This window comes from Rhodopseudomonas palustris (assembly GCF_003031265.1).
In the GTDB taxonomy this organism is placed as follows: domain Bacteria; phylum Pseudomonadota; class Alphaproteobacteria; order Rhizobiales; family Xanthobacteraceae; genus Rhodopseudomonas; species Rhodopseudomonas palustris_H.
Map to the genome: position 1 here is coordinate 1,956,228 of NZ_CP019966.1, position 25,564 is coordinate 1,981,791.

The window sequence follows — 25,564 nt, forward strand, 5'->3', positions numbered from 1 at the left end:
CGGGTTCATCGAATCCGAAAACGGCAACGGAAAAAGGAGCGGCGCATGGATAGCGCCCGCCTCGGTATGCTTGCGCGCCTGCAGGGCGAAATCGACCGGCTCGAAAGCGGGACGGCGGAGACGCTGCGCCGCGTGCCGCTCGGCCATGACGACGTGGATGCGGTGCTGCACGGCGGCCTGATGCAGGGCGCGCTGCACGAAGTGTTCTGCGATGGCCGTCACGCCTCTGCTGCAACCGGATTCATCGCCGGCGTGGCGCAGCTGCTCGCCGAGGCGCGCTATCTGCTGTGGATCCGCCAGGATTTTTCCGCGCGCGAGAACGGCGAGTTGGCGATGGAGGGGCTGGCCGAACTCGGCTTCGACCCGCGCCGCCTGGTGATGGTGCGCGCCCATGATGCCGACAGCGCGCTCCGCGCCGCCGCCGATGCGCTGGCCTGCAATGGGCTCGGCGCGGTGATCACCGAGTTGTGGGGCGAGACCCGCGCGTTCGATTCCGTCGCCTCGCGAAAACTGACGCTGGCGGCGCAGCAGTCCGGCGTCACCGCGCTGATGCTGCGGATCGCCGCTGCGCCGCAGGCCTCGACCGCGGAAACCCGCTGGGTGATCCGCGCGGCGCCTTCGCCGCCGATCGAAGGCTGGGGCGCCCCGGTGCTCGACACCTCCCTTGTTCGCAATCGTCGCGGCCAGACCGGCCGCTGGATCATGGAATGGAATTGTGATGCGTACCGCTTCCGTGAACCGCAGGCGTATCCTCGGCCTTTGGCTGCCGAGGCTTTCGACCGATCGGGTCGAACGGGCCTTGCCGCAGGCGAGCACCGGCTCGCCGGCTGACGCCGCGCCTCCGCCGCCGCGTGTCGTCGCCGTCAAGCGCGACAACGCGCTGGTGGTGGTGGCCTGCGATGCGCGCGCCAGCCGCGGTGGCGTGTTGCTCGGAATGCCGCTCGCCACCGTGCGGGCGATGCATCCGGCGGTCGATGTGATCGATCATGACCCGCATGCCGATGCGGCGCTGCTGAATGCGATCGCCGACTGGTGCGATCGCTTCACGCCGCTGGTGGCGCTCGACGGCGCCGACGGGCTGCTGCTCGACATCACCGGTTGCGCGCATCTGTTCGGCGACGAGGCCAAGCTGCTGAACACGCTGACCGCGGCGCTGACGCGGCAGGGCTTTGCGGTCAGTGCCGCGGTCGCCGGCACTGCGGTGGCGGCACGGGCGCTGACCCGCGGTGGCTCCGGCCTGATCGTCGCGCCGGGCGACGAGCTGCGCGCGGTGGCGCCACTGCCGGTAGCGGCCCTCGGTGTCGACGATACGATCGTCCGCGGCCTGCGCCGCGCCGGGTTCAAGACCGTCGGTGAAGTGCTGGCGCGGCAGCTGACCGAACTCGCCGCAAGGTTCGGCGAAGGCTTCGTCGCGGTGCTGCGCCAGGCGACCGGCGAAGACGACGCGCCGATCTCGCCGCGGCGGCCGGCGCCGGACTACGTGGTCGACAAGAATTTTCCCGAACCGGTTGCCACCACCGAGGTCATTCTGCCGACGCTGCTGGCGCTGGCGCGGCTGCTGATTGCCGCGATGGAGCGGAGCGGCAAAGGCGCCCGCCAGCTCACCGCGAGCTTCTTCCGCAGCGATGGCGCGGTGCGCAGCATCAGCGTCGAAACCGGCCAGCCGGTGACGCGGGTCGAGGTGGTGCAGCGGCTGTTCGCCGAGAAGCTCGACGCGCTCGCCGATCCGCTCGATCCCGGCTTCGGCTACGATCTGATCCGGCTCGCCGCCAGCGTCAGCGTGTCTGTCGCGGAGGCCCAGCGCGGCTTCGACACCACCGCGCATCAGGCCGAGGATGTCGCCTTGCTGGCTGATACGCTGGCGGCGCGGCTCGGGGCGCGGCGGGTGGTGCGCTATCTGCCGCAGGATACGCACATCCCGGAGCGCGCGGCGCTGGCCGTGCCGGTGCAGCATTGTCCGCCGGACGCCGGCGATGCGCCGTGGCCGGAGCGCGCCGACGAGCCGCCGCTGCGCCCGCTACGGCTGCTCCAGCCGCCCGAGCCGATCGACGTGATGGCCGGCACGCCGGACGATCCGCCGGCGAAATTCACCTGGCGCCGCGTCCTTCATCGCGTCGTCCGCGCCGAAGGCCCGGAGCGCATCGCCATGGAATGGTGGCGCGCCGCCGAGCCCGGCCTGACCCGCGATTACTTCCGGATCGAGGACGAAGCCGGCGCGCGGTTCTGGGTATATCGCGACGGCCTCTACAATATCGAAGTGACGCCCCAGCCCGACGGCACCGGCCAGCCGCGCTGGTACATGCATGGGTTGTTTGCGTGAGGAGCGGGCGAGGGGGACGTACGGCTCTCTCCGTCATTGCGAGCGAAGCGAAGCAATCCAGAAGTTCCGTGCACTGAGCTGGATTGCTTCGTCGCTTCGCTCCTCGCAATGACGAAGTCAGTTGTCAGTTCAAGAATCCAAGGCGGATCGCATGACACCGCGCTACGCCGAGATCGGCGTCACCACTAATTTCTCGTTCCTCGAAGGCGGCTCGCATCCGCAGGACTATGTCCACGAAGCGAGCCGGCTCAAGCTCGACGCGATCGGGATTGCAGACCGTAATACGCTGGCCGGGGTGGTGCGTGCCTATAGCGAGCTCGACAATAAAGACCTCGTCCATAAACCCAAGCTGCTGATCGGCGCGCGACTGTGCTTTGTCGACGGCACGCCGGACATTCTCGCCTATCCGACCGACCGCGCCGCCTACGGTCGCCTCTGCCGCCTGCTCAGCACCGGCAAGCTGCGTGCGGAGAAGGCTGAGTGCCATCTGACGTTTGGGGATTTGGAGGAATTCATCCACGAGCCTGCGAGGTCCACCCCTCAGCCTTCCGCCTCCATCCACCAGTTCCCCACGCTGTCATGGCCGGGCTCGTCCCGGCCATCCACGCCTTTGCTACGATTGAGTCAGCAAGACGTGGATGCCCGGCACAAGGCCGGGCATGACGGTGGAAAGGTTACGGGTCGTCATTCGAAGATCCTGCTCGTGGTCATGCCTTCGTACCGGTTCCAGACGAAGACGATCGCAACCGCATTGGATCGTCTCGCCGCGCTCAATGCCGGTGCCGTCTGGCTCGCCCTCACGCCGTATTATCGCGGCGACGACAAGCGGCGGCTCGATCGACTGCGCCGGATCGCGGCCGCAGCGAAAGTCCCATGTATTGCCACCAACGATGTGCTGTATCACCACCCGCGGCGGCGGGCGCTGCAGGATGTGCTGACCTGCGTACGCGAGAAGACCACGATCGATAAAGCCGGTCGCCGGCTGGAAGCCAATGCCGAGCGGCACCTCAAACCCGCAGCCGAGATGGCGCGGCTGTTCCGCCATGATCCCGATGCCATCGCCGAGACGCTGCGCTTCGCCGAGCGGATCGATTTTTCGCTCGACCAGCTCAAATATCAATATCCCGACGAGCCGGTGCCGCCGGGCAAGACCGCGCAGCGTCATCTCGAGGATCTGACCTGGGCCGGCGCGCATAAAGCCTTCCCCAAGGGGATTTCGCCGCGCACCAAGAAGGTGCTGCACAAGGAGCTGCGGCTGATCCGCAAGCTGCGCTACGCGCACTACTTCCTCACCGTGCACGACATCGTGCAGTTCGCGCGGTCGCAGAACATCCTGTGCCAGGGCCGCGGTTCGGCGGCGAACTCGGCGGTGTGCTACGTGCTCGGCGTCACCGCCGTGAACCCGACCGAGGTCGATTTGCTGTTCGAGCGCTTCATCTCCAAGGAACGGCTGGAGCCGCCGGATATCGACGTCGATTTCGAACACGTCCGGCGCGAGGAGGTGATGCAATATGTCTATCGCCGCTACGGCCGCCACCGCGCTGCGATCGTCGCCACCGTCATTCATTATCGGCCGCGCTCGGCGATCCGCGACGTCGGCAAGGCGCTGGGGCTGACCGAGGACGTCACCGCGGCGCTGGCCGATACGGTGTGGGGCAGTTGGGGCAAGGGCCTCAACGACATGCAGGTCAAGCAGGCCGGGCTCGATCCGGCCAATCCGATGATCGCGCTCGCGGTGGAACTCGCCACCGAGCTGATCGAATTTCCCAGGCATCTGTCGCAGCACGTCGGCGGCTATGTGCTGACCCAGGATCGGCTCGACAGTTACGTGCCCGTCGGCAACGCTGCGATGGCGGATCGCACCTTCATTGAGTGGGACAAGGACGATATCGATACCCTGAAGATGATGAAGGTCGACGTGCTGGCGCTCGGCATGCTGACCTGCATCCGCAAATGTTTCGACCTGATCGGCGCGCACAAGCGCGAGCGCTGGACGCTCGCCAGCCTGCCTCGCGAGGTGCCGGAAGTTTACGACATGCTGTGCCGCGGCGAGTCGCTCGGCGTGTTCCAGGTCGAAAGCCGCGCGCAGATGAACATGCTGCCGCGGCTGCGCCCGCGCAAATTCTACGATCTCGTCATCGAGGTCGCGATCGTGCGGCCGGGCCCGATCCAGGGTGACATGGTGCACCCTTATCTCCGCCGGCGGAATCATCAGGAGAAAGTCTCCTATACGTCGCCATCGCCGCAACACGGCGATAAGGACGAACTCCGCAAGGTGCTGCACAAGACGCTCGGCGTGCCGCTGTTTCAGGAGCAGGCGATGCGCATCGCCATCGAGGCGGCGAAGTTCACGCCCGAACAGGCCAACGGCCTGCGCCGCGCGATGGCGACGTTTCGCAATGTCGGCACCATCGGCAAGTTCGAATCGATGATGGTCGAGAACATGGTGGCGCGCGGCTACGAGCGTGCGTTCGCGCAAAACTGTTTCGAGCAGATCAAGGGCTTCGGCTCTTATGGCTTTCCCGAGAGCCACGCCGCGAGCTTCGCGCAATTGGTTTACGCGTCGTCCTGGCTCAAGCATGTGCATCCCGACGCGTTCTGCTGCGCGCTCTTGAATTCGCAGCCGATGGGGTTCTACGCGCCGGCGCAGATCGTCGGCGATGCGCGAAGTAATGGCGTCGAGGTGCGGCCGGTCGATGTGTCGTTCAGCGCGGGCCAGTGCACGCTGGAGGAGCGCTGTGGCGCGTATCACGCGGTGCGGCTCGGCTTCCGCATGATCGATGGCTTCCGTTGGGCCGATCCGGACGAGGAGCGGGTGCGGCTCGAAGCCGGCGAGGCGCCGAGCGATGATTGGGCGGCGCGGATCGTCGCGGCGCGGGCGAGGGGAGCGTTCACGTCGCTGGAGCAGTTTGCGCGCATCACCGCGCTGCCGAAGCGCGCGCTGATCCTATTAGCCGACGCCGACGCGTTCCGCTCGCTCGGGCTCGATCGTCGCGCCGCGCTGTGGGCGGTGCGACGGCTGCCCGACGACGTGCCGCTGCCGCTGTTCGAAGCCGCGCACGCGCGCGAGCAGGACGACGAGCGCGCCGCGCCGCTGCCGGCGATGCCGATGGCCGAGCACGTGGTGGCCGATTATCAGACGGTGCGGTTGTCGCTGAAGGGGCATCCGATGGAATTCCTGCGCTCGCTGTTCGCGGCCGAGCGGGTGGTGACGTGTAGTAAGGTGTCGCAGTCCGGTCAGCGCGCCAGCGGCCGCTGGCTGCGCTGCGCCGGCGTCGTGCTGGTGCGGCAGCGGCCGGGCAGCGCCAATGGCGTGATCTTCATGACCATCGAGGACGAGACCGGCATCGCCAACATCGTGGTGTGGCCGGCCATCATGGAGAAGTTTCGCAAAGAGGTGATGGGCGCACGGTTGGTGCTGGTCGAGGGCAAGGTCCAGGCGAGCCCCGAAGGCGTGGTGCATGTCGTCGCCGAACGCCTGATCGATCGCAGCCATGAGATGGGCCGCCTCGCCGAAGGTCTGGTGCGTCCGGCACTGCCGGACGGCACCGACCTCTACGAACAACTGACCTCCGAAAAGCGCGGCTACGAAGCTCTCAACGGCGACCGCCGCGACACGCCCGACGCCCCCGCCCAACGCCATCGCCACCCCCGCGACGTCCGCATCCTGCCGCCGTCGCGGGATTTCCATTGAGGGGGTGTGGTGCCGCTTATGACCCTAAGCGGCCATTCGACGTTCGGCATGTTTTGCAGCGTTTTCGCAATGCCTCGGGCACGTCGCATCGTTGACATCACTCAAATCCGCAAGCACTCTTTTGAAATGGAATGGCAAAACTTGGAGACATTTTCATTCGGCGATAGTCCCGACTTGGCGAACAGGCTTGTTGAGCTTGTTCTCTCGGGAACAAAGCGTGCGACCTGCTGGGCCGAAAGTCAGGGCCTGCTTTCTGCGGAGGTCGGTAAATTGATGGTCGTCCTAGACGGGCAAGGCGTTCCGAAGGCCGTCCTGAAGACAATTGAATTGACGAAACGACGCTTTGACGAAGTCGATGGGGCGTTTGCTTTCGATGAAGGTGAAGGTGACCGTTCTTTGCAATACTGGCGCGAGGCGCACACGCGATACTTCATGCGACTTGGAAGATATGCGCCGGATATGATGCTCTGGTGTGAACGGTTTGAGCTTGTCGAACGCATTGGCTCGACTCCGTCCTGAATGCGAATAGGAAGCCATTCATTTCCGCTTCTGGCCCAAAGCGCTCTTGGCCGAGGCGATCAGCTGACGGTCCTCTCGTGTATCGCTCTCGGGAGCCCGTGCGGCCGTCATACGAACCGTCGCTAGCGCGCCTCAGGAGGCATCAGTTTCGCTGGCGGAAACACGTCGGGGTTCGGAGGGGTTCGCGGAAGCGGCCGGACAGCGGGCGGCGGTGTTTGATGCGTCTTTCTGCACTGGCTTCGAAAGTCGTTGATCGCGCCGAGTCCGACATTGAGGCTGTCGCCGTCACTGATCGTCTTACCGATCGCAAGGCGCACTGAGCCCGTCTTCTCGAAATCGTCGAGCCACTTGCTGTCAACCGGAACGGTGAAAGCATACGACCAGCCATCAGCATCGCCGAATTCAAGCTTCGCAAGTGCCGACTTGGTCCGTCCGTCCGACAGCGCGACCGTGGGATATTCACCGCTGGTCAGCAGCGCCGCGAATGCGGAGCGTTGCTCATCCGTCATCGCCACCGAGACGGCGACGTTTCCAGATTTCACGACGCATGTGAACGCGAAGCGGCCGACGGCGTCCGTCGCGTCGGAAGATGCCTGGACGAGAGATGATCGACCCTCGGACGTCGAAGTCCGCCAGCGTAGATCACCCTGCTGTGCTCTCGTCTCTTCGCAAACGGCAGCCGAAGCGAGTGTTTGCAACAAGGCTGCGCTCAATACTGGCTTGGTCCAAGATGTCGTGCTCATCCAGGCGACTCCACGATTGCCGCATCGAAATCGTACAACAGCGGACGCAAGAGGAGAATTGGCCTTCTGGCTCTCTGGACATGGTCGGATTTCAGATCCGCTCTCGCGCACCAAGATTCCGTAGCCCTGCGTCCTGACAAAATCCTGGTTCGACTACCCGTCCTGTCCAACGAGGGGCGTATCATGAGGCGTCTTGGTGGGGGCAGATCGGTCGGCTGGGTGACCAGCCGGGCGACTTTGGCGGAGCCGGCGTGGCTGGCGAAGCCGGAACGACGCGATGGGTCTCGCAAGCCCGCGTCCGGGAGGCATCGGGTCTCCGTCCGAGTATACTACGGGGCTCTGCGACTTGTTAGTTCGCTAGACGCGGGACGAGCGAAGGCGGGGAAAGCCCGCCGGATGCAGCGGTGCGAAAAGCATCGCGCCCGTCCCCGGAAGCACGGACCTGATCGCCCAAAACCGCGGCCGGTGGCGCGCCGCAAGGCGACGCGCGGTCGATCGTTCGCTGCGGCGAGCGTCATGTTCGCGACGCGCCCGACGCCCCCGCCCAACGCCACCCCCGCGAAATCCGCATCCTGCCGCCGTCACGGGATTTTCACTAAGTGATCACGCCGCCAGTGCAGCGGCCCGTTCGCGGAACGACAACGCGGTCGCCGCGGCGCCGATCTCGAACGGCGTGACGTCCGACCAGAACCGGCTGGTGAATTTCCGCGCATCGACCCGGTACGGACGATCCCACAGGAATCGCATCTCGCTCATCTCCCGCAGCATCGGCGACACCGTGCCGATCGCCGGCAGCAGCCATTGCGGCAGCGACGTGATCCGCGCGGGCATGCCGAGCGCCCGGGCGCCGAGTTCGAGAATCTGCCGCGGGGTGCGGATCGGCGCGCTCGGCATGTGCCAGGCCTGACTGAAGGCGTCATCCGGGGCGTCGAGCAGGGTCGCGACCGCGCGCGCGATATCCGGTACGTAGGCGAAGTCGTGCGGCGTATCCGGCGTTGCGATCAGCATCGCGCGCTTGCCCTTGGCGAGTGCGCCGAACGCGAGATCGCCGAGGTGCGACAGCCCGACGCCGGGTCCGTAGAAGTCCGGCGCGCGCAGCGCTGCGACGCGCACCTGGCCGGCGGCGCTCGCCGCCGTCCACAGCCGCGTGATGGCGGCGCGCACCGCGGGTTTCACGCCGGCATCGGTCAGCGGCATGTCCTCGCGCAGCGGCGCGTGCTGCGGGCCGTACATATACAGGTTGTCGACGAACACCATCCGCGCATTCGCCGCAGCGGCGGCCGCGAGCAGGTTTTGCATCGCCGCTGGCCACGCGGTGCGCCACACCTCGCCGACATAGGGAAAGCCGATCGCGACGACGATCTGCCTGGCGCCCGCGACGGCACCAGCGACCGAGGCGGGTTCGAGCACGTCGCAGGCTTGAAACACAGCGCCGCGCGGAAGATCGGCGGGCCGGGATCGTTGCGCTACCCGTACCGCAACGCCTTTGGCTGCGAGCAGTTCGGTGGTGGCGCGGCCGACCGGGCCGTAGCCGAGAACGACGATCTCCTGCGTCATGGGCAACTCCTTTCAAAGTCGATGACCGCAGACTAAGCGCTTTCTTTGCATATCAAAAATGCATTGTTTATATCATCATCATGCGCGAAGTGAATTTAGCCGGGCTCGACCTCAATCTGCTGCCGCCGCTCGAGGCGCTGCTGCGCCGGCGCAACGTCACCCACGCGGCGCAGGACGTCGGCCTGAGCCAACCGGCGATGAGCCGCGCACTGTCGCGCTTGCGCATTTTGCTCGCCGATCCGCTGCTGGTCCGCGGTCATCATGGCTTGGTGCTGACGCCGAAGGCGCAAGCCTTGGTGCCGCTCCTGAGCGTCGCCGTCGCCGACCTCAAGGACCTGTTTCGCGAACGCCGGTTCGACCCGGCCACCGAGCAGCGCACCATCCGCATCGCGGCGTCCGACAATCAGACCGTGCTGCTGGCGCCGCCATTGATGGCGCGGCTGGCCCGCGAGGCGCCTGGCATCGATCTGCGCTTCGAGCCCTACCGCGCGGATCTGCGCGAGCGCATGGAGAGCGGCGCGCTGGATTTCGCTTTCGCGCTGGCCACCACCGATTTGCCGCCCGGTGCGGTGAGTATGCCGATCGCCGACGACCGGCTCGCGCTGGTGATGCGGCGCGGCCATCCGAAAGCCAAACGCACCTGGCGGATCGAGGACTACGCCGACGTCGACCACGTCGGCATCGCGCTGCTCGACGACGGTCGCTCGGAGCTCGACGGAATCCTGGCGGCCGCGGGGGTGAGCCGACGGGTCGCGCTGGTTACGCCGCATTTCACCGCGGCGCTGGCGGCCGTCGCCGCGACCGACATGGTGACGACGATCTCCCGCGCGTTGGCGCGCCGCTTTGCCGGCGCCTTCGATCTGATCGTCAAACCGCCGCCGTTCACCAAGATCGAGTTGCCGATGACGCTGGTGTGGTCGCATCTGCGTCATGCCGATCCGTTGCTGGTCTGGTTTCGCGGCCTCTTGCGCGAGGTCGCCGGGCCGGCCTATGCGGATCGTCGTCAACGCGCGGCGCGCCGACCGACTTAGCCGTGCGCCGTCACCAAGGCGGCTCCGATGAGAGCCGGGAGGCAAGGCGTATGCAATCTCCCCGTGATTTGCTTGCTGATCTCTGGACCTCCGTCGGCGCCGATGCTGCCGGGCTGGAACGCGTGACGCTCACCGGCGACGAGCCGCAATTGCCATCGTCGTTTCGCGTCGACGCCGCGGCGCAGGTGGCGATTGCGGCGAGCGGGCTGGCGGCGGCCGAGATCTGGGCGATGCGCAGCGGGCAGGCGCAGGGCGTCAGCGTCGACATCCGCCACGCCGCGATCGAGTGCCGCTCCGAGCGCTACTTGCGCAAGAACGACGAACCGCCGCCGCCCGCTTGGGATCCGCTCGCCGGCGTTTATCAGGTGAAGGGCGGCCGTTACGTTCGGCTGCACACCAACTTTCCGCACCATCGCGACGCGGTCTGCCGGGTGCTCGCCTGCGAGCCGGTTCGCGACGCGGTGCAGGCCGCGCTGCTGCAGTGGGAGGGCGAAGCGTTCGAGACCGCTGCTTATGCGGCCGGCGGCGTGGTGGCGCTGATGCGATCGCGCGAGGAGTGGCAGGCGCTGCCGCAGGCCGCCGCGCTCGATGCGCTGCCGCTGGTGGAAATCACCAAGATCGGCGAGGCGGCGCCGAAGCCGTGGCCGGAAGGCAGGCGGCCGCTCTCCGGTCTGCGCGTGCTCGATCTGTCGCGGGTGATCGCCGGTCCGGTCGCCGGCCGGACGCTGGCGGCGCATGGCGCCGACGTGATGCTGGTGTCGAGTCCTCGGCTGCCGTCGATCCCCTGGCTGGTGATCGACACCGGCCGCGGCAAGCTGTCGAGCTTCGCCGACCTGACCACGCCGGAGGGCCACGCCGCGCTGCGCGAATTGCTCACCGAAGCGGACATCTTCAGCCAGGGCTATCGTCCGCGCTCGCTCGCAGCGCTCGGCTTCTCGCCTGAGGAAGCGGCCGCGATCAATCCCGGCATCGTTTACGTGTCACTGTCCGCCTATGGACGCTCGGGTCCGTGGGCGGAGCGGCGCGGCTTCGACTCCCTGGTGCAGTGCGCCACCGGTTTCAACCATGCCGAAGGGCAGGCGGCCGGCGTCGCCGGACCGAAGGAATTGCCGATGCAGATCCTCGACCATGCGACCGGCTACCTGATGGCGTTCGGGGCGATGATCGCCAAGGCGCGCCAGGCGCGCGAGGGCGGCAGCTGGCACGTCCAGGTGTCGCTGGCCCGCACCGGCAAATGGCTGTGGGAGATGGGGCGGCTGCCGCACGGTCTCGCCACCCCCGAGATCGGCCAGGAAGCAGTGGGGCCGTATCTCGAACGCGCCCAATCCGGCTTCGGGACGCTGCAGGCGGTCCGGCATTCTGCGGTGCTCAGCGCCACGTCGGCCGCCTGGGCCCGCCCGGCGGTGCCGCTGGGGACCGATCCGGCGGCCTGGCCGGCCCGCGGTTAAGGCCTCCGGCCGCCGGTTCCGCCGGTTAATGTGCCGTTCAGGATGGAATTCGTAAGCCTGCCCATTGAGGCGCGCGTCTCGGTCGGCGGCTGACGCGCTGGTGTCATCATTCGCTGCTAAGCGCATTTTTGCCGTTTTCACTTTGCGCTGGCCACGATTCGGGCATTATCAGCCGTCAGGGAGGCAACGCGGCGATCAAGCCGGAGCTCAGGCAGGGCATGCGCGAACATTTTCTTCGAAATCTGCGTCTTCGGCGCACCTGGTGGATCGCGGCTGCGTGCGTTGCGGCCGGCGTTGCCGTGGGCGGTTACGAGCTGGCTCAGTTCAAGCAGCCCGGTCGCGGCCACACCGATATTTCCAGCCAGTCGCGCCGCAGTGCCGACCGCTACACCCCGACCCCGGCCGAATGGGCCAGCCTGACGATCGAGCCGGTGAGCGACCGCAGCTTCCGCGCCGAGCACGTCACCGAAGGCAAGATCGCGATCGACGAAGACCGCGCCACCCCGGTGTTCTCGCCCTATGCGGGCCGGGTGACCAAGCTGCTGGCGCGCCCCGGCGACCACGTCACCAAGGGCCAGCCGCTGTTTTCGATCGAAGCGCCCGACACCGTCCAGGCTCAGAACGATTTCATCACCGCCTCGACCGCGCTCAACAAGGCGAAGTCGCAGCTCGACCTGGCGCAGCTTCAGGACAAGCGCGCCCGCGATCTGTTCGAAGGCAAGGCGGTGCCACTGAAGGACTATCAGCAGGCCCAGGCGACGCTGGTCACCGCGCAGAACGATTTCCAGTCGGCCACCACGGCGCTCGAAGCCGCGCGTAACCGGCTGCGCATTCTCGGTCTCAGCGAGTCCGCGATCTCGGCGTTCCAGGACAAGGGCAATATCAATCCCGAGACCACCATCGTGGCGCCGATCGCCGGCACCGTGGTGCAACGCAAGGTCGGTCCGGGCCAGTACGTCAACTCCGGCTCCAGCGATCCCGTCTATATGATCGGCGATCTGTCGACGGTGTGGCTGACCGCTTTCGTCCGCGAAAGCGAAGCTGCCGATGTCGCCGAAGGCCAGGACATCAGCTTCAAGGTGCTGGCGTTGCCGGGCCGCACGCTGACCGGCCGGATCGACTACGTCGCCGCGGCGATCGATCCGACCACCCGCCGGCTGACGGTGCGGGCCACCATCGACAATCCCGGCGGGCTGCTGAAGCCGGAAATGTTCGCCAACGTCACGATCTACTCGCCGTCGGATCATCCGGCCGTGGGCGTGCCGCGCCAGGCGCTGATCTACGAAGGCGACCAGGTTCGGGTCTGGGTCGCGCATGACGACCGCTCGATCGAGCTGCGCACGGTGAAGCCGGGCCTGTCGGCCGGCGATCTGGTCGAAGTCACCGGCAATCTGCGTCCGGGCGAAAAGGTCATCACCCGCGGCAGCCTGTTCATCGATCGGGCTGCCACCGGGTAACTCCGGTCTGCACACGACCGTCGCCGCGCGGTCCCGCCGCCGGTGCTCCCGCCCTCAGCCTGCGGTCGCTTGTTCTTCTGAACGGCCTGCGGCATTGATCGACATAACCGCCGGACCAGCGCCTCACAGCCTCCGCCTGCCCTGAAAGGTCCGATCCGCATGGGTCGCCTCGTCGAACTCGCGGTCAACCGCCGTTTCCTGATGCTCGCGCTGTTCTTGCTGGTGCTGGCGGGCGGTGTCGCCGCGTTCGAACATCTCAATATCGAAGCCTATCCCGATCCGACGCCGCCGATGGTCGACATCGTCACCCAGAGCCCCGGGCTCTCGGCGGAGGAGATCGAGCGCTACATTACGATTCCGATCGAGACCCAGGTCGCCGGCATCAAGAACCTGAAGACGATCCGAACAATCTCGCTGTACGGCCTGTCCGACGTCAAACTGCAGTTCTCGTTCGACTACACATATCAGGAGGCGCTGCAGCAGGTCCTCAACCGGCTGTCACAGCTGCCGCCGTTGCCGGGCAACGTCCAGCCCGGTATCTCGCCGCTCAGCCCGATCGGCGAGATCTTCCGCTATCGGCTGGTCGGGCCGCCCGGCTACAGCGTGCTCGATCTGAAGACGCTGCAGGACTGGGTGCTGCAGCGCCGCTTCCGGGCGATCCCGGGCGTGATCGACGTCACCGGCTGGGGCGGCAAGACCAAGACCTACGAGGTCCAGGTCGATTTCAATAAGCTGATCGCCTACGGCCTGACGCTGCCGCAGGTGCTGCAGGCGGTCTCCAACTCCAACATCAATGTCGGCGGCAACACCGTCGACATCGGCGCGCAATCCGCGGTGGTGCGTGGCGTCGGCCTGATCCGTTCGCTCGACGATCTCGCCAATACGATGGTGGCGTCGAACAACGGCAATCCGGTGCTGGTCAAGGACGTCGCCAAGGTCAACGTCGCCGAGAAGCCGCGACTCGGCATCGCCGGCATCAACAACGATGACGACATCGTCCAGGGCATCGTGCTGATGCGGCGCGGCGAGCAGAGCTCGCCGACGATCGCGCGGGTGGAGCAGGCGGTCACCAAGATCAACGCCTCGGGCCTGCTGCCGCCCGGCGTGCGGATCGAGCGGATCTACGACCGCAAGGATCTGATCGACACCACCACCCACACCGTGCTGCACAACATGGTGGTCGGCATCCTGCTGATCGTTCTGCTGCAGTGGATCTTCCTCGGCGACCTGCGCAGCGCGCTGATCGTCGGCGCGACGATTCCGTTCGCGCTGTTCTTTGCGGTGATCATCCTGGTGTTACGCGGGGAGTCCGCCAACCTGCTGTCGGTTGGCGCGATCGACTTCGGGTTGATCGTCGACGCCACCGTGATCATGGTCGAGGCGATCTTCAGGCGACTCTCGCACACCACCGTGCTGTCGCCCGAGGAGCGCAGCCAGATCTCCGCCGACACCATCATGGGGATGAAGAAGCACGCGATCCGCTCCGCCGCCGCGGACGTGTCGCGCTCGATCTTCTTCGCCGCGGCGATCATCATCGCGGCGTTCCTGCCGCTGTTCACGCTGTCCGGCGTCGAAGGCAACATCTTCGGCCCGATGGCTCGCACTTACGCCTACGCGCTCGCCGGCGGCCTGCTGGCGACCTTCACGGTGACGCCGGCGCTCAGCGCCATCATCCTGCCGCACCACGTCCAGGAGACCGAGACTTGGCTGATGCGGATGCTGCACAAGGTCTACACCCCGTGGCTCGGCTGGGCGGTGAAGAACCGGCCTGTGGTGATGGCCGGCGCGGCGGGCCTGGTGCTGACCACCCTGATCGCCACAAGCTTCCTGGGGCTCGAATTTCTGCCGAAGCTGGAAGAGGGCAACCTCTGGATCCGCGCGACGCTGCCGCCGACGATTTCGCTCACCGAGGGCAACGGCTACGTCAACGACATGCGCAAGCTGATCGCCAGCTTCCCCGAGGTCGAGTCGGTGGTGTCGCAGCATGGCCGGCCCGACGACGGAACCGACGCCGCCGGCTTCTTCAACGCCGAGTTCTTCGCGCCGCTGAAGCCCGCCTCGCAATGGCCCGGCAGCCACGACAAGGACGAGCTGACCGCGCGGATGCTGAAGCAGCTGCAGGCGAAATTCCCGGGCGTCGAGTTCAACTTCTCGCAGTATCTGCAGGACAACGTCTCCGAAGCCGTGTCCGGCGTGAAGGGCGAGAACTCGATCAAGCTGTACGGCAACGATCTGCAGGCGCTGACCGACACCGCCAACAAGATCAAAGCGGTGCTGTCGACGGTGCAGGGCGTGCAGGACCTCGCGGTGTTCACCTCGCTCGGCCAGCCGACGATCCAGATCGACGTCAACCGGGCTCGCGCCGCGCGCTACGGGCTGACGCCCGGTGACATCAACGCCACTATCAAGGTGGCGATTGGCGGCGACACTGCCGGTGATTTGTACGAGCCGGGCAGCGACCGGCATTTCCCGATCATCGTCCGGCTGGCGCCGGAATATCGCAAGAGCGCCGAGGCGATCCACAATCTGCGGATCGGCGTGCAGGGACCGAACGGCATCACCCAGATCCCGCTCAGCGAGCTCGCCGACATCCAGCTGGTGTCCGGCGCCGCCTACATTTATCGCGAGGATCAGGAGCGCTACCTGCCGATCAAGTTCTCGGTGCGCGAGCGCGATCTCGGCAGCGCGATCCGTGAGGCCCAGGACAAGGTCAACGCCCAGGTTCAGTTGCCGCCGGGCTCGCGGATGGAGTGGGTCGGCGAATTCGGCAATCTGCAGGACGCGATCAAGCGGCTGTCGATTGTGGTCCCGATCAGCCTGGCGCTGATCGGCGCGCTGCTGTTCTTCAATTTCGGCTCGCTCACCGACACGCTGCTGGCGATGAGCGTGATCCCGATGGCGATCTTCGGCGGCGTGATGGGCCTGCTGGTCAGCGGCATCCCGTTCAGCGTGTCGGCCGCGATCGGCTTCATCGCGCTGTTCGGTATTGCGGTGATGGACGGCATCATCATCCTGTCGCAGTACAATCAGTTGATCGACCAGGGGCTCGATCGGCTGCGCGCGGTGGTCCGCACCGGCGAGCTGCAGCTCCGGCCGGTGCTGATGACCTGCGTGATCGCCGGCGGCGGCCTGCTGCCGGCGGCGATGTCGACCGGAATCGGCTCGCAGGTGCAGAAGCCGTTGGCGATCGTAGTGGTCACCGGCATGATGCTGGCGCCGGGGGTGATTCTCATCACCCTCCCGGTTTTGATCTCGTATTTCTCCCGGCGGCGCGCCAACTAATCGCCCCGCCGGCCATTGGCGTTCCCTCGTAGTAACGCGGGTAGGAGTTCTCCGGGTGTGGCGAGATCGTGTTGAAAATACGCAACAACTGCGCTGTTACCGTGTGACGCCCTGATGACAGACCCGTCGCGGCGATACACCGCAGCGGCCTCTTGACCTGAGTCAAGGAGGGCACGCGAGGCCATGGCAACATTCAACCATGGCCAAGCTTCTGGTTTACCGATGCCCGCAGAATGGTCTGATGACTCAGACCTGGCTTGCCGACGAGGTGGTCGGCGGGGATCGGCCGAGCTATGAGCCGGTGTTCTGTCTGGCGTGTTCCCAGCAGCATTTCATCAGCCTGGATACTGGTCGCGCGCTCGGCGACACCGCCGCCACCGTGACCGCGACGCATGGCCCGGCATTCCCGCCGCGCGAGGATCGCTTTCCGCCGCGCGCCGTCCTGCAGCCGGAAGCCGCCGGCTTCAGCGCACCCGACGTCGACGCATTTAGCGGCTTTAGCGGCAATCAGTTCAAGGCGTATTGAGCGCACTTAGAGCATCTCTGCTTTTGACGGAAACAGGACCGCACTTCCTAGCGGTCGCAGCTTGCAGAACCTCATGGTGAGGAGGCGCAAAGCGCCGTCTCGAACCATGCGCCGCAGGCGATGTGGCTCCTCATCCTTCGAGACGCCCGGCGAGGCCGGGCTCCTCAGGATGAGGACTTCGGACGCTTGGCAAAGGCCAGATCCGCTTCTCATCAATCGATGAAGCGCTCTCGGACCGTCGTTAGAAAACGCGGCGCCTTGCAGGCGTCGTGCCCAGGCTCATCCCGGGCAGCCATGGTTTGCTGAGCGTCTGCGCGAAGGTCGGGGATCGCCGGGTCAAGCCCGGCCACGACGGGAGAGGGGGACGTGGGAACGCTGTGTGCGTCTCCCGGAGCGTCGTCGAAGGTCGTGGATCGACGCTTACTGTCCTGACGGGGTACGCAGGCCGTGCCAGGCGTCGCGGACCTGCTGGTAGTGCACGTCGGGCAGATAGTCCGGGGTGTTCAGGCCGAGGTTCTGGACGTCGAGGCGGCCGATGGCGCTGAGCAGCGTATAGGACGCCACCACGCGGTCGCGCTGCGCGCCGATCAGGCGGGCTTTGGCCTGGATCAGATCCTGCTGCGAGTTCAGCACGTCGACGGTGGTGCGCTGGCCGCCCTGGGCTTCGCGGCTGACACCCTGCAGTGCGATTTCGGCAGCGCGCACTTCGGATTCCGCGGCGCTCACGGCGATCTTGGCGCCTTCGTTCGACACCCAGGCGCCGATCGTCGCAGTGCGGGTCTGGTTGCGCACCAGGTCGAGCACCGAGCGGCTCTGCGCCGCCAGTTCCTTCGATTGCCGGGTCTGCGACGCGGCAGTGCCGCCGTCATAGATCGGGGCGTTGATCTGGCCGATCACCGAGGCCTGGTCGGTGCCGTAGGTGCCGAGCGTGGAGTCGGTCTGGCTGGCGCGGCTGGCGCTGCCCTGCAACGTCACAGTCGGCAGCAGGGCGCCTTCGGCAACCTTGATGGTGGTGGTGGCGACGTCGACATCGTAGCCCGCGGCCAGCACTGCGGGATTGCCCTTCGCCGCCTGCGCGATCGCGTCTTCGCGGCTCTTCGGCAGCAGCCGGTCGACCGGCGTGGCATTGCTCAGCGTGCCCGGCGGACTGCCGATCACCGCCGCGTAGGTGGCCTGGCTGATCGCGAGGTTCACTTCCGCCGCGTTGAGGTCGGCGCGTCCGCGGTTGAGGCGCGCTTCGGCCTGCGCGGTGTCGGTCGGGGTGACGTCGCCCGCGTTCAGGCGCTTCTTGGTGATATCGAGCGTCTGGCTGAGGAAATCGACGTTGGCCTTCTGCGCCGCCACCAAGGCCTGGTTGGCGAGCACGTTGGTGTAGGCCGTCACCGCGTCGAGCAGCACGCCCTGGCCGACGTTGCGCAGCGCCTCGCGGCCCGACTTCACCTGCAGCTCGGCGACCCGCACGCTGTTGGCGGTGCGGAAGCCATTAAACAGCGTCTGCGTGACGGTGACGCCGATCGTCCATGGTCGCAGCGTGTCGCCCTGGTAAGTATTGGTGGGGAGCAGGTTGCGCACCTGCTGCAGCCCGGCGCCCAGTGTGGCCAGAAGCTGCGGCCGATAGCCGGCGAGCGCTTGCGGCACGTTCTCGTCAGTCGCGCGCTGACGGGCGCGTTCGGCAGTGAGTTGCGGGTTGGACTGGTAAGCCTTAACCAGCGCGTCGGATAGTCCTTCGGCCGATACCGGTCCGGCCGATGCGACGCCGATCGCCGTCGCGACCCCCAGGGTCAACGCCGAGCGATGAGCGCGATACGCGCTGCCAACGAGTCTCGTCCACCAAACCATGCGGTCCCGCGCCCTCCTGGACATCCGCCCCGCGATGCCTGCGCGTTTGTAGAACGCAGTGCAACGCGAGGCAATCGACCGGGCCCGACAGCCGCCGTTGCAGCGTGGGGGTGTTGTGATGCAGCAACGCTGCGACGATGGGGCGCGCGGTATTGTGCACGCTTTCCGACGCAGCGGCCGCGATCTGTCAGCGTGTTATCAGCGGTTCTGGTTGTTCGGCTTGCGCTTTTCGATGAACGCCGCCATGCCCTCGGCGCGGTCTTCCAGCGCGAAGGTCGACCGGAACAGGTCGCGCTCGATCGCGAGACCTTCGGCGAGTGTGGTTTCCAGCGCACGGTTCACCGCGCTCTTGGCCATCGCTGCGGTGGGGCGCGACATCGTGGCAATCTTCTCGGCGGCGCCGAGCGCTTCTTCCATCAGTTTGTCGGCGGGCACGATGCGGCTGACCAGGCCCGAGCGTTCGGCTTCCTGCGCGTCCATCATCCGTCCGGTGAGGCACAGATCCATTGCCTTGTACTTGCCGATGGCGCGGGTGAGACGCTGGGTGCCGCCGATGCCCGGAATGGTGCCCAGGGTGATTTCCGGCTGACCGAACTTGGCGGTGTCGGCGGCGATAATGATGTCGCACATCATCGCCAATTCGCAGCCGCCGCCGAGCGCGTAGCCCGCGACCGCTGCGACGGTCGGCTTGCGGCAGCGCGCCAGCCGGTCACCGCCGATCGAGGTGAAGTCCTCGTTGAACATGTCGATGAAGCCCTTCGGCTGCATCTCCTTGATGTCGGCGCCGGCGGCGAACGCTTTCTCGCTGCCGGTGATCAGGATGCATCCGATCGCATCGTCGGCCTCGAGATCCTCGACCGCCGCGCCAATCTCGCGGAACACGCCGAACGACAACGCATTCAGCATCTTCGGGCGGTTGAGCTTGATGATGCCGACCGCGTTCTGACGCTCGACGATGATGAATTCGAATGTGCTCATGATGCATGTCCCCGGAAGGCCGACCGCGGCCGCGGGCAATCTGCCCGCTGCCGCCAGCGGCTTCAAGGGGTGGGCGCTGGCGCCCTCAGGCCATGAACATCCGCGCCGCGGAGGCGAGAGTGAGGAGGCCGCCGGCTGCGATGAAGATCTTGCCGATCAGTGACGCCTTGTCCCACGCATCATCGTCGTGGGTGGTGGCTTTGGCCTGCGTGTCGGCTTGCGGCTGCGGGGTGGCTGCGGTCTCGGCGGCTGCAGGCTGTTGCGGCTGCATTTGGGCCTGAAGCTGCGGCGCATCGGTTGCGGCGCGGTCGAGGTCGTTGACCTGATCGGCGGCCATCACGGCAGGGTTGGTCGCGCCAGCGGCGGCGGCCGGTGCCGCGGCCTGGCTGGCTTCCGTGGACGCGGTCGGCTGGGCCTGAGCGGCTTCGGCCGGTGTCGCCTGGGCATTGGCATTGGCGATCGAGGCGGGCAGGGCACCGCTGGCATCGGCGAGCGGCTTCGGCTCGGTCTGGGCGTCGGCGGCGCGGCCTTCCTCGACCGGGGATTTGACCACCGACTTGGCTTCGGACTGCTTGGTCTCGGACTGTTTGGTGTCGGACGAAGTGGTTTCGGAGGGCTTGGCTTGGGCCTGCTTGGCCTTGGCCGGCTTGGCGTGGTGCTTGACGGCCTTTTTCTTTGGCGCCGGCTTGGCGGCGCTTCCGCTATCGCTTGCGGCGGCCTGCGGCGCCGCGAAGCTTGGTGTCGCCGGTGCAACGCACCACAAACCTACCGTCAATCCTGCTGCAATGATCAGAGCCGAGCGCCCGCTGGCTTTGATGTCCATGACATTCTCCCCATTTGCCAGCCCGCGACCAGAAAGCGCGGGGCGGTGGCGTCAGCGGGGCCAAACCATGAGGAAACATTGCCGATCCGCGGCAACATCTGGGCATTGGCGCGAAGTGGCTGCGGGGCGTCGTTCGGTGCTATGGCAACGGCCGGCGAACGCCGCTGTCTGGCGGCTTGTCTCACGACTCCGTGATCGCCCCCGGTGGGGCGTAACGAACCGCAGTTAGGGCCGAATTGTTGGACGGGAGCGTGCGTGCGCGGACGTGACGACGAATGGACCGACCTGATGCGGTCAGCCAATGCCGGCGACAGCGTCGCGTATCGGCGGCTACTCCAGAGTGTCACGCCGGTGCTGCGCGCAGGGGCGCGGCGCGGTCTCGCCCGCGCCGGCCAGCCAGTCGATCAGGCTGAGGATATTGTGCAGGACATTCTGCTGGCGGTGCATCTGAAGCGGCACACCTGGGATTCGGGCGCGCCGTTCGCCCCGTGGCTGTTTGCGATCGCCCGCAACAAGCTGATCGATACGCTGCGCCGCCGCGGCCGCCGGGTGTTCGTCGATATCGACGACTTCGCCGATACGCTGGCGAGCGAACCGGCACGGGAGACGCTGCCCGCCAGCGAAGTGACGCGGCATCTCGAAGGCTTGCCGCCGCGGCAGCGCGACGTGCTGCAATCGATCGCGGTCGACAGCGCCTCGATCAAGGACACCGCGGCGAAACTGTCGATGAGCGAGGGCGCGGTGCGGGTGGCGCTGCATCGCGGCCTATCGGCGCTCGCCGCCAAATTGAGAACGGTGTGACCATGGAAACCGATCGCCTGATCCAAGCGCTCGCCGCCGACGGTGCCAGCCGCGATCGCCCAGTCGGGCAAGTGCTGGCCGCTGCGCTGCTGGTGGCGCTGCCGGTGTCGGCGGCGCTACTGCTGACGACGCTCGGCCTGCGCCCGGATCTGCACGAGGCGATGCGCAATCCGTTCTTCGACCTGAAATTCGTGGTGACGCTGGCGCTGTCGCTGTCGGCGATCACCGTCGCGCTGCATCTGTCGCGCCCGGAGGCGACGGCGAAAGGCTGGCGCCTGCTGCTGCTGGCGCCGCTGGCGATCCTTGGCCTTGCGATCGGCGCCGAAGCGATGCTGCCGCATCGCACCTCGGCGATGACGCGGCTGCTCGGCCACAACTCGCTGCTGTGCCTCGGCTCGATCCCGGTGCTGTCGCTGCCGATCCTCGGCGCCGCGCTGGTGGGGCTGCGCCGCGGCGCGCCGTCGCGTCCGGCGCTCGCGGGCGCGCTCGCCGGCATGCTGTCGGCCGGGCTCGCGGGCATGCTGTATGCCGCGCATTGCGTCGACGATTCCCCGCTGTTCGTCGCCACCTGGTACACGCTAGCGACTGCGATGGTCGCCGGTCTTGGTGCCGTGCTGGGCCCCCGGGTGCTGCGTTACTGAGACACCTCCGGGACGCTACTGATCGCGAATGAATTTGACTCGCTTTGCGCCTGTGGTAGCAAAACACCAAGGGGCGCTGCATGAGCGGGTTTTCACGACGGCGGGCGAGGGCATTGGTGGCGGCTTGGGTCGCTGCCTACGCGCTCGTGCTCAATGTCGTGCTCGCCAGCACGCTGCTCGCCGGACAGTCTCCGGTCCAACTCATCACCGGTCACGAGTTCTGTATCGCTGCCGTGGATGATGGCGCCGCGGGTGATGCCGGCCAGCCGGCCAAGGCCGTTCCGATCCGCTGCCCGCTGTGCCTCGGCCAGCACGTCAGCGCGACCCCGCCGCCGTTGTCGCCGGCGCTCGCGATCCGGATCGCCTTCAGCATCCGCTACGAAGTCCCGCCAGCGACGCCGTTCGTCGCGCTGCGGCCGTCTCCTGCCCATCAGCCCCGCGGCCCGCCGGTTCTGACCTGACGATCGCGCGCGCTTGCGCGCGTCCCCCTCATCGTCCGATCAGTTGCCGGAGTTCCGTCATGTCATCCGCATTTCCGCGGTCGCGCAGGCCTTTGCTTGTGCACGCCACCGCGCTCGTCTCCACCTGCCTCGTCGTCTTGCCCGCCGCGGCGCAAAGCCGTTCCGACAGCACCCTGCCGCCGGTCACCGTGCAGGCGCCCGATCAAGCCGCACGACCGGCGTCGCCGCGTCCGAAGCCGCGCGCTGCATCGCAGTCCACGCGCGCGGTGCGTAGCGCCACCCCCGCCGCGCAGCCGTCCGCGGCACCGGCCGTAAGCGAGGTCGCGCGCGGGCCGGCGCTGACCGTGCTCACCGTGCAGCAGGCGCTGCGCGACATCGAGCAGACGCCGGGCGGCGTCGCGCTGGTGCCGGCCAACGCCTATCGCAACTCGACCGTGGCGAGCACCATCAAGGATATTCTCGACTACGTGCCGGGCGTATTCGCGCAGCCGAAATGGGGCGACGACACCCGGCTGTCGATCCGCGGCTCGGGCCTGTCGCGCAATTTCCATTTGCGCGGCGTGCAGCTCTACATGGACGGCATTCCGATCAACACCGCCGACGGCTATGGCGATTTCCAGGAGATCGATCCGACCGCCTACAACTACGTTTCGGTGTACAAGGGCGCCAATGCGCTGCAGTTCGGCGCCAATTCGCTCGGCGGCGCGATCAACTTCGTCACCAAGACCGGCCGCGATCCGTTCCCCAACGGCGTCAGCGTCGATGCCGGCGCGTTCGGCTATCGTCGGCTGCAGGCCAATGCCGGCGGCGTCAACGGTGCCTGGGATGGCTACATCACGGCTTCTGCGCAGGCCGCGGACGGCTTCCGCAATCACAGCGACGGTCAGGCCTACCGGCTGAGCGGCAATGTCGGTTATCAGATCACGCCGGATATCGAGACGCGGTTCTATCTCAACGCCAACAGCGTCCGGCAGAAGATCCCCGGCACCGTCACCAAGGACATCGCGCTGAATTCGCCGCAGACCGCGGCGGCCGGCAACGTCGCGCTCGATCAGCAGCGCAACATCGACACCGTGCGCCTCGCCAATAAGACCACGATCCGGTTCGAGGACACCGTGGTCGATTTCGGCGCGTTCGGCGTCGACCGCCATCTGATGCATCCGATCTTTCAGTGGCTCGACTATCGCTATCAGGACTACGGCGGGTTCGCCAAAGTCACCGACGATCGCATCATCGGCGGCTATCGCAATCGCCTGGTCGCCGGCGTCAATCTGTTGAACGGCCGGATCGACAACAAGCAGTACGTCAACATCGCCGGCAACAAGGGCGCGCTGGCGTCGTCGTCGCTCGACAAGTCGACCAACACCAGCGTCTATATCGAAGACTCGTTCTACTTCCTGCAGAACGTTGCGCTGGTCGGCGGCACGCAATTCCTGCACGCCACCCGCGACCGCCGCGATCGCTTCCTGTCGGATGGTGATCAGTCCGGCTCCACCGAGTTCAACCTGTGGAGCCCAAAGGGGGGACTGCTCTGGCAGATCGATCCGAACTGGCAGGCCTTCGCCAACGTCTCGCGCAGCGCCGAGGTGCCGAGCTTCGGCGAGAGTGCGTCCGGCCCCGGCATTCCGACGATCCCGTTCACCAGTATCCGTCCGCAGCGGGCCACGACCTACGAGATCGGCACCCGCGGGCGCCGTCCCGACGTCACCTGGGATCTCAGCCTGTACCGGGCCGAGATCAAGGACGAACTGCTGTGTCTCTACAGCGCGTTCGGCAACTGCAACGTCACCAACGCCGACCGCACCCTCCATCAAGGTGTCGAAGCCGGCCTCGGCGTGACGCTGTTCAAGCATTTGTTCGAGCGCGCCGGCGCGCCGGACCGGCTGTGGCTGAACATGGCCTACACGCTGAACGACTTCCGCTTCGACGGCGACGCCAAGTTCGGCAACAACCTGCTGCCCGGCGCGCCGCGGCACTATCTACGCGCCGAACTGCTCTACAAGAATCCGAACGGCTTCTATATGGGCCCGAACGTCGAATGGGTGCCGCAGGCCTACTACGTCGATAGTGCCAATACGCTTCAGACCGAGCCGTACGCGCTGCTCGGCCTCAAAGCGGGCATCGACAATGGCGGGCCGTATTCGATCTACATCGAAGGCCGCAACCTGCTCGACAAGACCTACATCGCCTCGGCCAGCATCATCGACAAGGCGAACGCCAACTCGCCGCTGTTCGAACCCGGCACCGGCCGCGCCGTCTATGCCGGCTTCAAGGCGAGGTGGTAGGCGAAACGCCGTCGCCGGCCGCTCAGGCGGCCGGCGGTGCGGCGGCGGTGGATTGCTGCATGCGGTGGAAGCGCAGCACCTGCTGGGCGGTGGAGGTGCGCAGCCGCTCATAGGTGTCGCGGCATTCCTCGAGGTCGTGCGAGTGCGTCCCGTTGATCTCGTCGCGCATGTCGATGATCTCGCGCACCGTCGCCCATGTCAGGTTGCACACCTTGGCGAGGATCAGCACGCCTTCGTCGCGCGATTCCACCATCATGGCTTCGGCGGTTTCGACCGTGATGTTGGCCAGACAGGCGATCGCCTGATTGGTCTCGTCGAATTTGCGCTGCTGGGCGAAGCTGTGCACCGCGACGGCGTCGATGCGGCCCTCTTCAAACAGCGAACGCACCAGCCCGTGCGCGATCGAGGTCTGGCGGCTGATGCCGCGCGGCGCCGAGCGTGCCAGCCGGCCGGCCTGTCGCACCGCGTTGCCGACATCGGCGGCGGCATGCGGATTGGCGGCTTCGAGCTTACTGCGTACGGTCGCCGAAGCGATCGCGATCATCTTCAGGTACTGCGCCCGCGGAATGGTGCGCTGGCCGAGCGCGTCGGCGAGGCCGTCGTCGTGTTCGGCGCGCCGGGCGAGCACGCAATAGCCGTTGTCGGAGAATTCAGCGCCGGGGTTTTTCACGGTGCTCTGCACCACCGCCGGATTGCCGAGTTCGACCAGCACGTCGGTGACGGCACCGCTGAGGGTGCGGCGGGTCGAGATCGCCATCATGTGCTGCTGGCTCTTGGCGCGCACATTGGCGATCAGGGTGGCGTCGTCGAGTTGCTCCGACTGCGACAGCACCGGCGCGGCGATCTCGATCCGGTCTTCGAAAGCGAGTTGCCGGATGATCCGCGGCGGCGCCTGCACATTGGCGAGCCGCTGCGCCAGCAGCTCCTTGGCGTTGGATTCGATGTCCTCGACCAGGCAGGTGAAGACGTCGTCGAACACCTCGATCTGTTCGTCGTTGTAGTCCACGCCGTCGAGAAACAGGTCGGTCACGCGGCGCAGCGTCTCGACGCGGCGCGCTACGGTGCCGTGCGCCAGCATCGCCTGCAATTCATCGAGCAGGTGGAGGGCCGGCCTCGTTGGTCTTGAAGTCATTACTCTTTCCTAGAGCGAAGACAGGGC

The 25,564-nt window shown here is 66.6% G+C and carries 19 protein-coding genes; 13 read left to right on the plus strand and 6 right to left on the minus strand.

Translation table 11 applies throughout. The annotated features are described in order from the left end of the window. Positions 1 to 45 precede the first annotated feature (45 nt). The 4 genes from RPPS3_RS09015 to RPPS3_RS09030 all read left to right on the plus strand — a co-directional run bounded on the left by RPPS3_RS09015 (position 46) and on the right by RPPS3_RS09030 (position 6,533). Entirely contained in the window at positions 46 to 831 is a 786-nt protein-coding gene (locus tag RPPS3_RS09015; protein WP_107343772.1) for an ImuA family protein, read from the plus strand. After that, positions 719 to 2,320, plus strand: a complete 1,602-nt coding sequence (locus RPPS3_RS09020; protein WP_107343773.1) for a Y-family DNA polymerase — start codon at positions 719 to 721, stop codon at positions 2,318 to 2,320. Before RPPS3_RS09015 ends, RPPS3_RS09020 begins: the two co-directional genes overlap by 113 nt. Before the next feature lie 151 nt (positions 2,321 to 2,471). Continuing rightward, entirely contained in the window at positions 2,472 to 6,014 is a 3,543-nt protein-coding gene (locus RPPS3_RS09025; RefSeq protein ID WP_107343774.1) for an error-prone DNA polymerase, read from the plus strand. Between the two features lie 18 nt (positions 6,015 to 6,032). Further along, entirely contained in the window at positions 6,033 to 6,533 is a 501-nt protein-coding gene (locus tag RPPS3_RS09030; protein ID WP_349626928.1) for an ASCH domain-containing protein, read from the plus strand. Between the two features lie 122 nt (positions 6,534 to 6,655). Here RPPS3_RS09030 and RPPS3_RS24465 read toward each other — a convergent pair whose 3' ends face one another. Then, entirely contained in the window at positions 6,656 to 7,276 is a 621-nt protein-coding gene (locus tag RPPS3_RS24465) for a hypothetical protein (protein ID WP_159060659.1), read from the minus strand. 603 nt (positions 7,277 to 7,879) lie between these two features. Further along, positions 7,880 to 8,833 carry an NAD-dependent epimerase/dehydratase family protein gene (locus tag RPPS3_RS09040; RefSeq protein WP_107343776.1) on the minus strand — a complete coding sequence of 318 codons (954 nt, stop codon included), beginning with the start codon at positions 8,831 to 8,833 and terminating at the stop codon, positions 7,880 to 7,882. Between the two features lie 80 nt (positions 8,834 to 8,913). On the opposite strand from RPPS3_RS09040, the gene RPPS3_RS09045 reads away from it, so the two are divergent. The 5 genes from RPPS3_RS09045 to RPPS3_RS09065 all read left to right on the plus strand — a co-directional run bounded on the left by RPPS3_RS09045 (position 8,914) and on the right by RPPS3_RS09065 (position 16,577). Next, on the plus strand, positions 8,914 to 9,864 hold the full coding sequence (locus RPPS3_RS09045; RefSeq protein ID WP_107343777.1) for a LysR family transcriptional regulator: 951 nt from the start codon (positions 8,914 to 8,916) through the stop codon (positions 9,862 to 9,864). Between the two features lie 50 nt (positions 9,865 to 9,914). Beyond that, positions 9,915 to 11,312 carry a CoA transferase gene (locus RPPS3_RS09050; RefSeq protein ID WP_107343778.1) on the plus strand — a complete coding sequence of 466 codons (1,398 nt, stop codon included), beginning with the start codon at positions 9,915 to 9,917 and terminating at the stop codon, positions 11,310 to 11,312. Positions 11,313 to 11,530: 218 nt separating this feature from the next. Further along, positions 11,531 to 12,769 (plus strand): efflux RND transporter periplasmic adaptor subunit, encoded by a 1,239-nt coding sequence (locus tag RPPS3_RS09055; RefSeq protein WP_107343779.1) that lies wholly within the window; start codon positions 11,531 to 11,533, stop codon positions 12,767 to 12,769. Between the two features lie 159 nt (positions 12,770 to 12,928). Further along, a complete protein-coding gene (locus RPPS3_RS09060; protein ID WP_107343780.1) occupies positions 12,929 to 16,051 on the plus strand; it encodes an efflux RND transporter permease subunit in 3,123 nt (1,040 codons plus the stop codon). A gap of 241 nt (positions 16,052 to 16,292) precedes the next feature. After that, positions 16,293 to 16,577, plus strand: a complete 285-nt coding sequence (locus tag RPPS3_RS09065; RefSeq protein WP_234820149.1) for a hypothetical protein — start codon at positions 16,293 to 16,295, stop codon at positions 16,575 to 16,577. Positions 16,578 to 16,997: 420 nt separating this feature from the next. Here RPPS3_RS09065 and RPPS3_RS09070 read toward each other — a convergent pair whose 3' ends face one another. The 3 genes from RPPS3_RS09070 to RPPS3_RS09080 all read right to left on the minus strand — a co-directional run bounded on the left by RPPS3_RS09070 (position 16,998) and on the right by RPPS3_RS09080 (position 20,217). Next, positions 16,998 to 18,416 (minus strand): TolC family outer membrane protein, encoded by a 1,419-nt coding sequence (locus RPPS3_RS09070; protein WP_107343782.1) that lies wholly within the window; start codon positions 18,414 to 18,416, stop codon positions 16,998 to 17,000. A gap of 198 nt (positions 18,417 to 18,614) precedes the next feature. Next, positions 18,615 to 19,394: an enoyl-CoA hydratase gene (locus RPPS3_RS09075; RefSeq protein ID WP_107343783.1), complete on the minus strand. Its 780-nt coding sequence runs from the start codon at positions 19,392 to 19,394 to the stop codon at positions 18,615 to 18,617. A gap of 85 nt (positions 19,395 to 19,479) precedes the next feature. Further along, a complete protein-coding gene (locus RPPS3_RS09080; protein WP_107343784.1) occupies positions 19,480 to 20,217 on the minus strand; it encodes a hypothetical protein in 738 nt (245 codons plus the stop codon). A 255-nt stretch (positions 20,218 to 20,472) separates the two neighbouring features. On the opposite strand from RPPS3_RS09080, the gene RPPS3_RS09085 reads away from it, so the two are divergent. The 4 genes from RPPS3_RS09085 (at position 20,473) to RPPS3_RS09100 (ending at position 24,405) form a co-directional block, all read left to right on the plus strand. Further along, entirely contained in the window at positions 20,473 to 21,018 is a 546-nt protein-coding gene (locus tag RPPS3_RS09085; protein WP_107343785.1) for a sigma-70 family RNA polymerase sigma factor, read from the plus strand. Between the two features lie 2 nt (positions 21,019 to 21,020). Further along, positions 21,021 to 21,659 carry an NrsF family protein gene (locus tag RPPS3_RS09090; RefSeq protein WP_107343786.1) on the plus strand — a complete coding sequence of 213 codons (639 nt, stop codon included), beginning with the start codon at positions 21,021 to 21,023 and terminating at the stop codon, positions 21,657 to 21,659. 116 nt (positions 21,660 to 21,775) lie between these two features. Next, positions 21,776 to 22,120 carry a DUF2946 family protein gene (locus RPPS3_RS09095; RefSeq protein ID WP_234820151.1) on the plus strand — a complete coding sequence of 115 codons (345 nt, stop codon included), beginning with the start codon at positions 21,776 to 21,778 and terminating at the stop codon, positions 22,118 to 22,120. Positions 22,121 to 22,179: 59 nt separating this feature from the next. Further along, complete coding sequence (locus RPPS3_RS09100) at positions 22,180 to 24,405, plus strand: TonB-dependent receptor family protein (protein WP_107343788.1); 2,226 nt, start codon at positions 22,180 to 22,182, stop codon at positions 24,403 to 24,405. Positions 24,406 to 24,427: 22 nt separating this feature from the next. Here the strand turns inward: RPPS3_RS09100 and RPPS3_RS09105 are convergent, their stop codons facing one another. After that, positions 24,428 to 25,537, minus strand: coding sequence for a DUF2336 domain-containing protein (locus RPPS3_RS09105; protein WP_107343789.1), 1,110 nt, complete (start codon positions 25,535 to 25,537; stop codon positions 24,428 to 24,430). Positions 25,538 to 25,564: the final 27 nt, after the last annotated feature.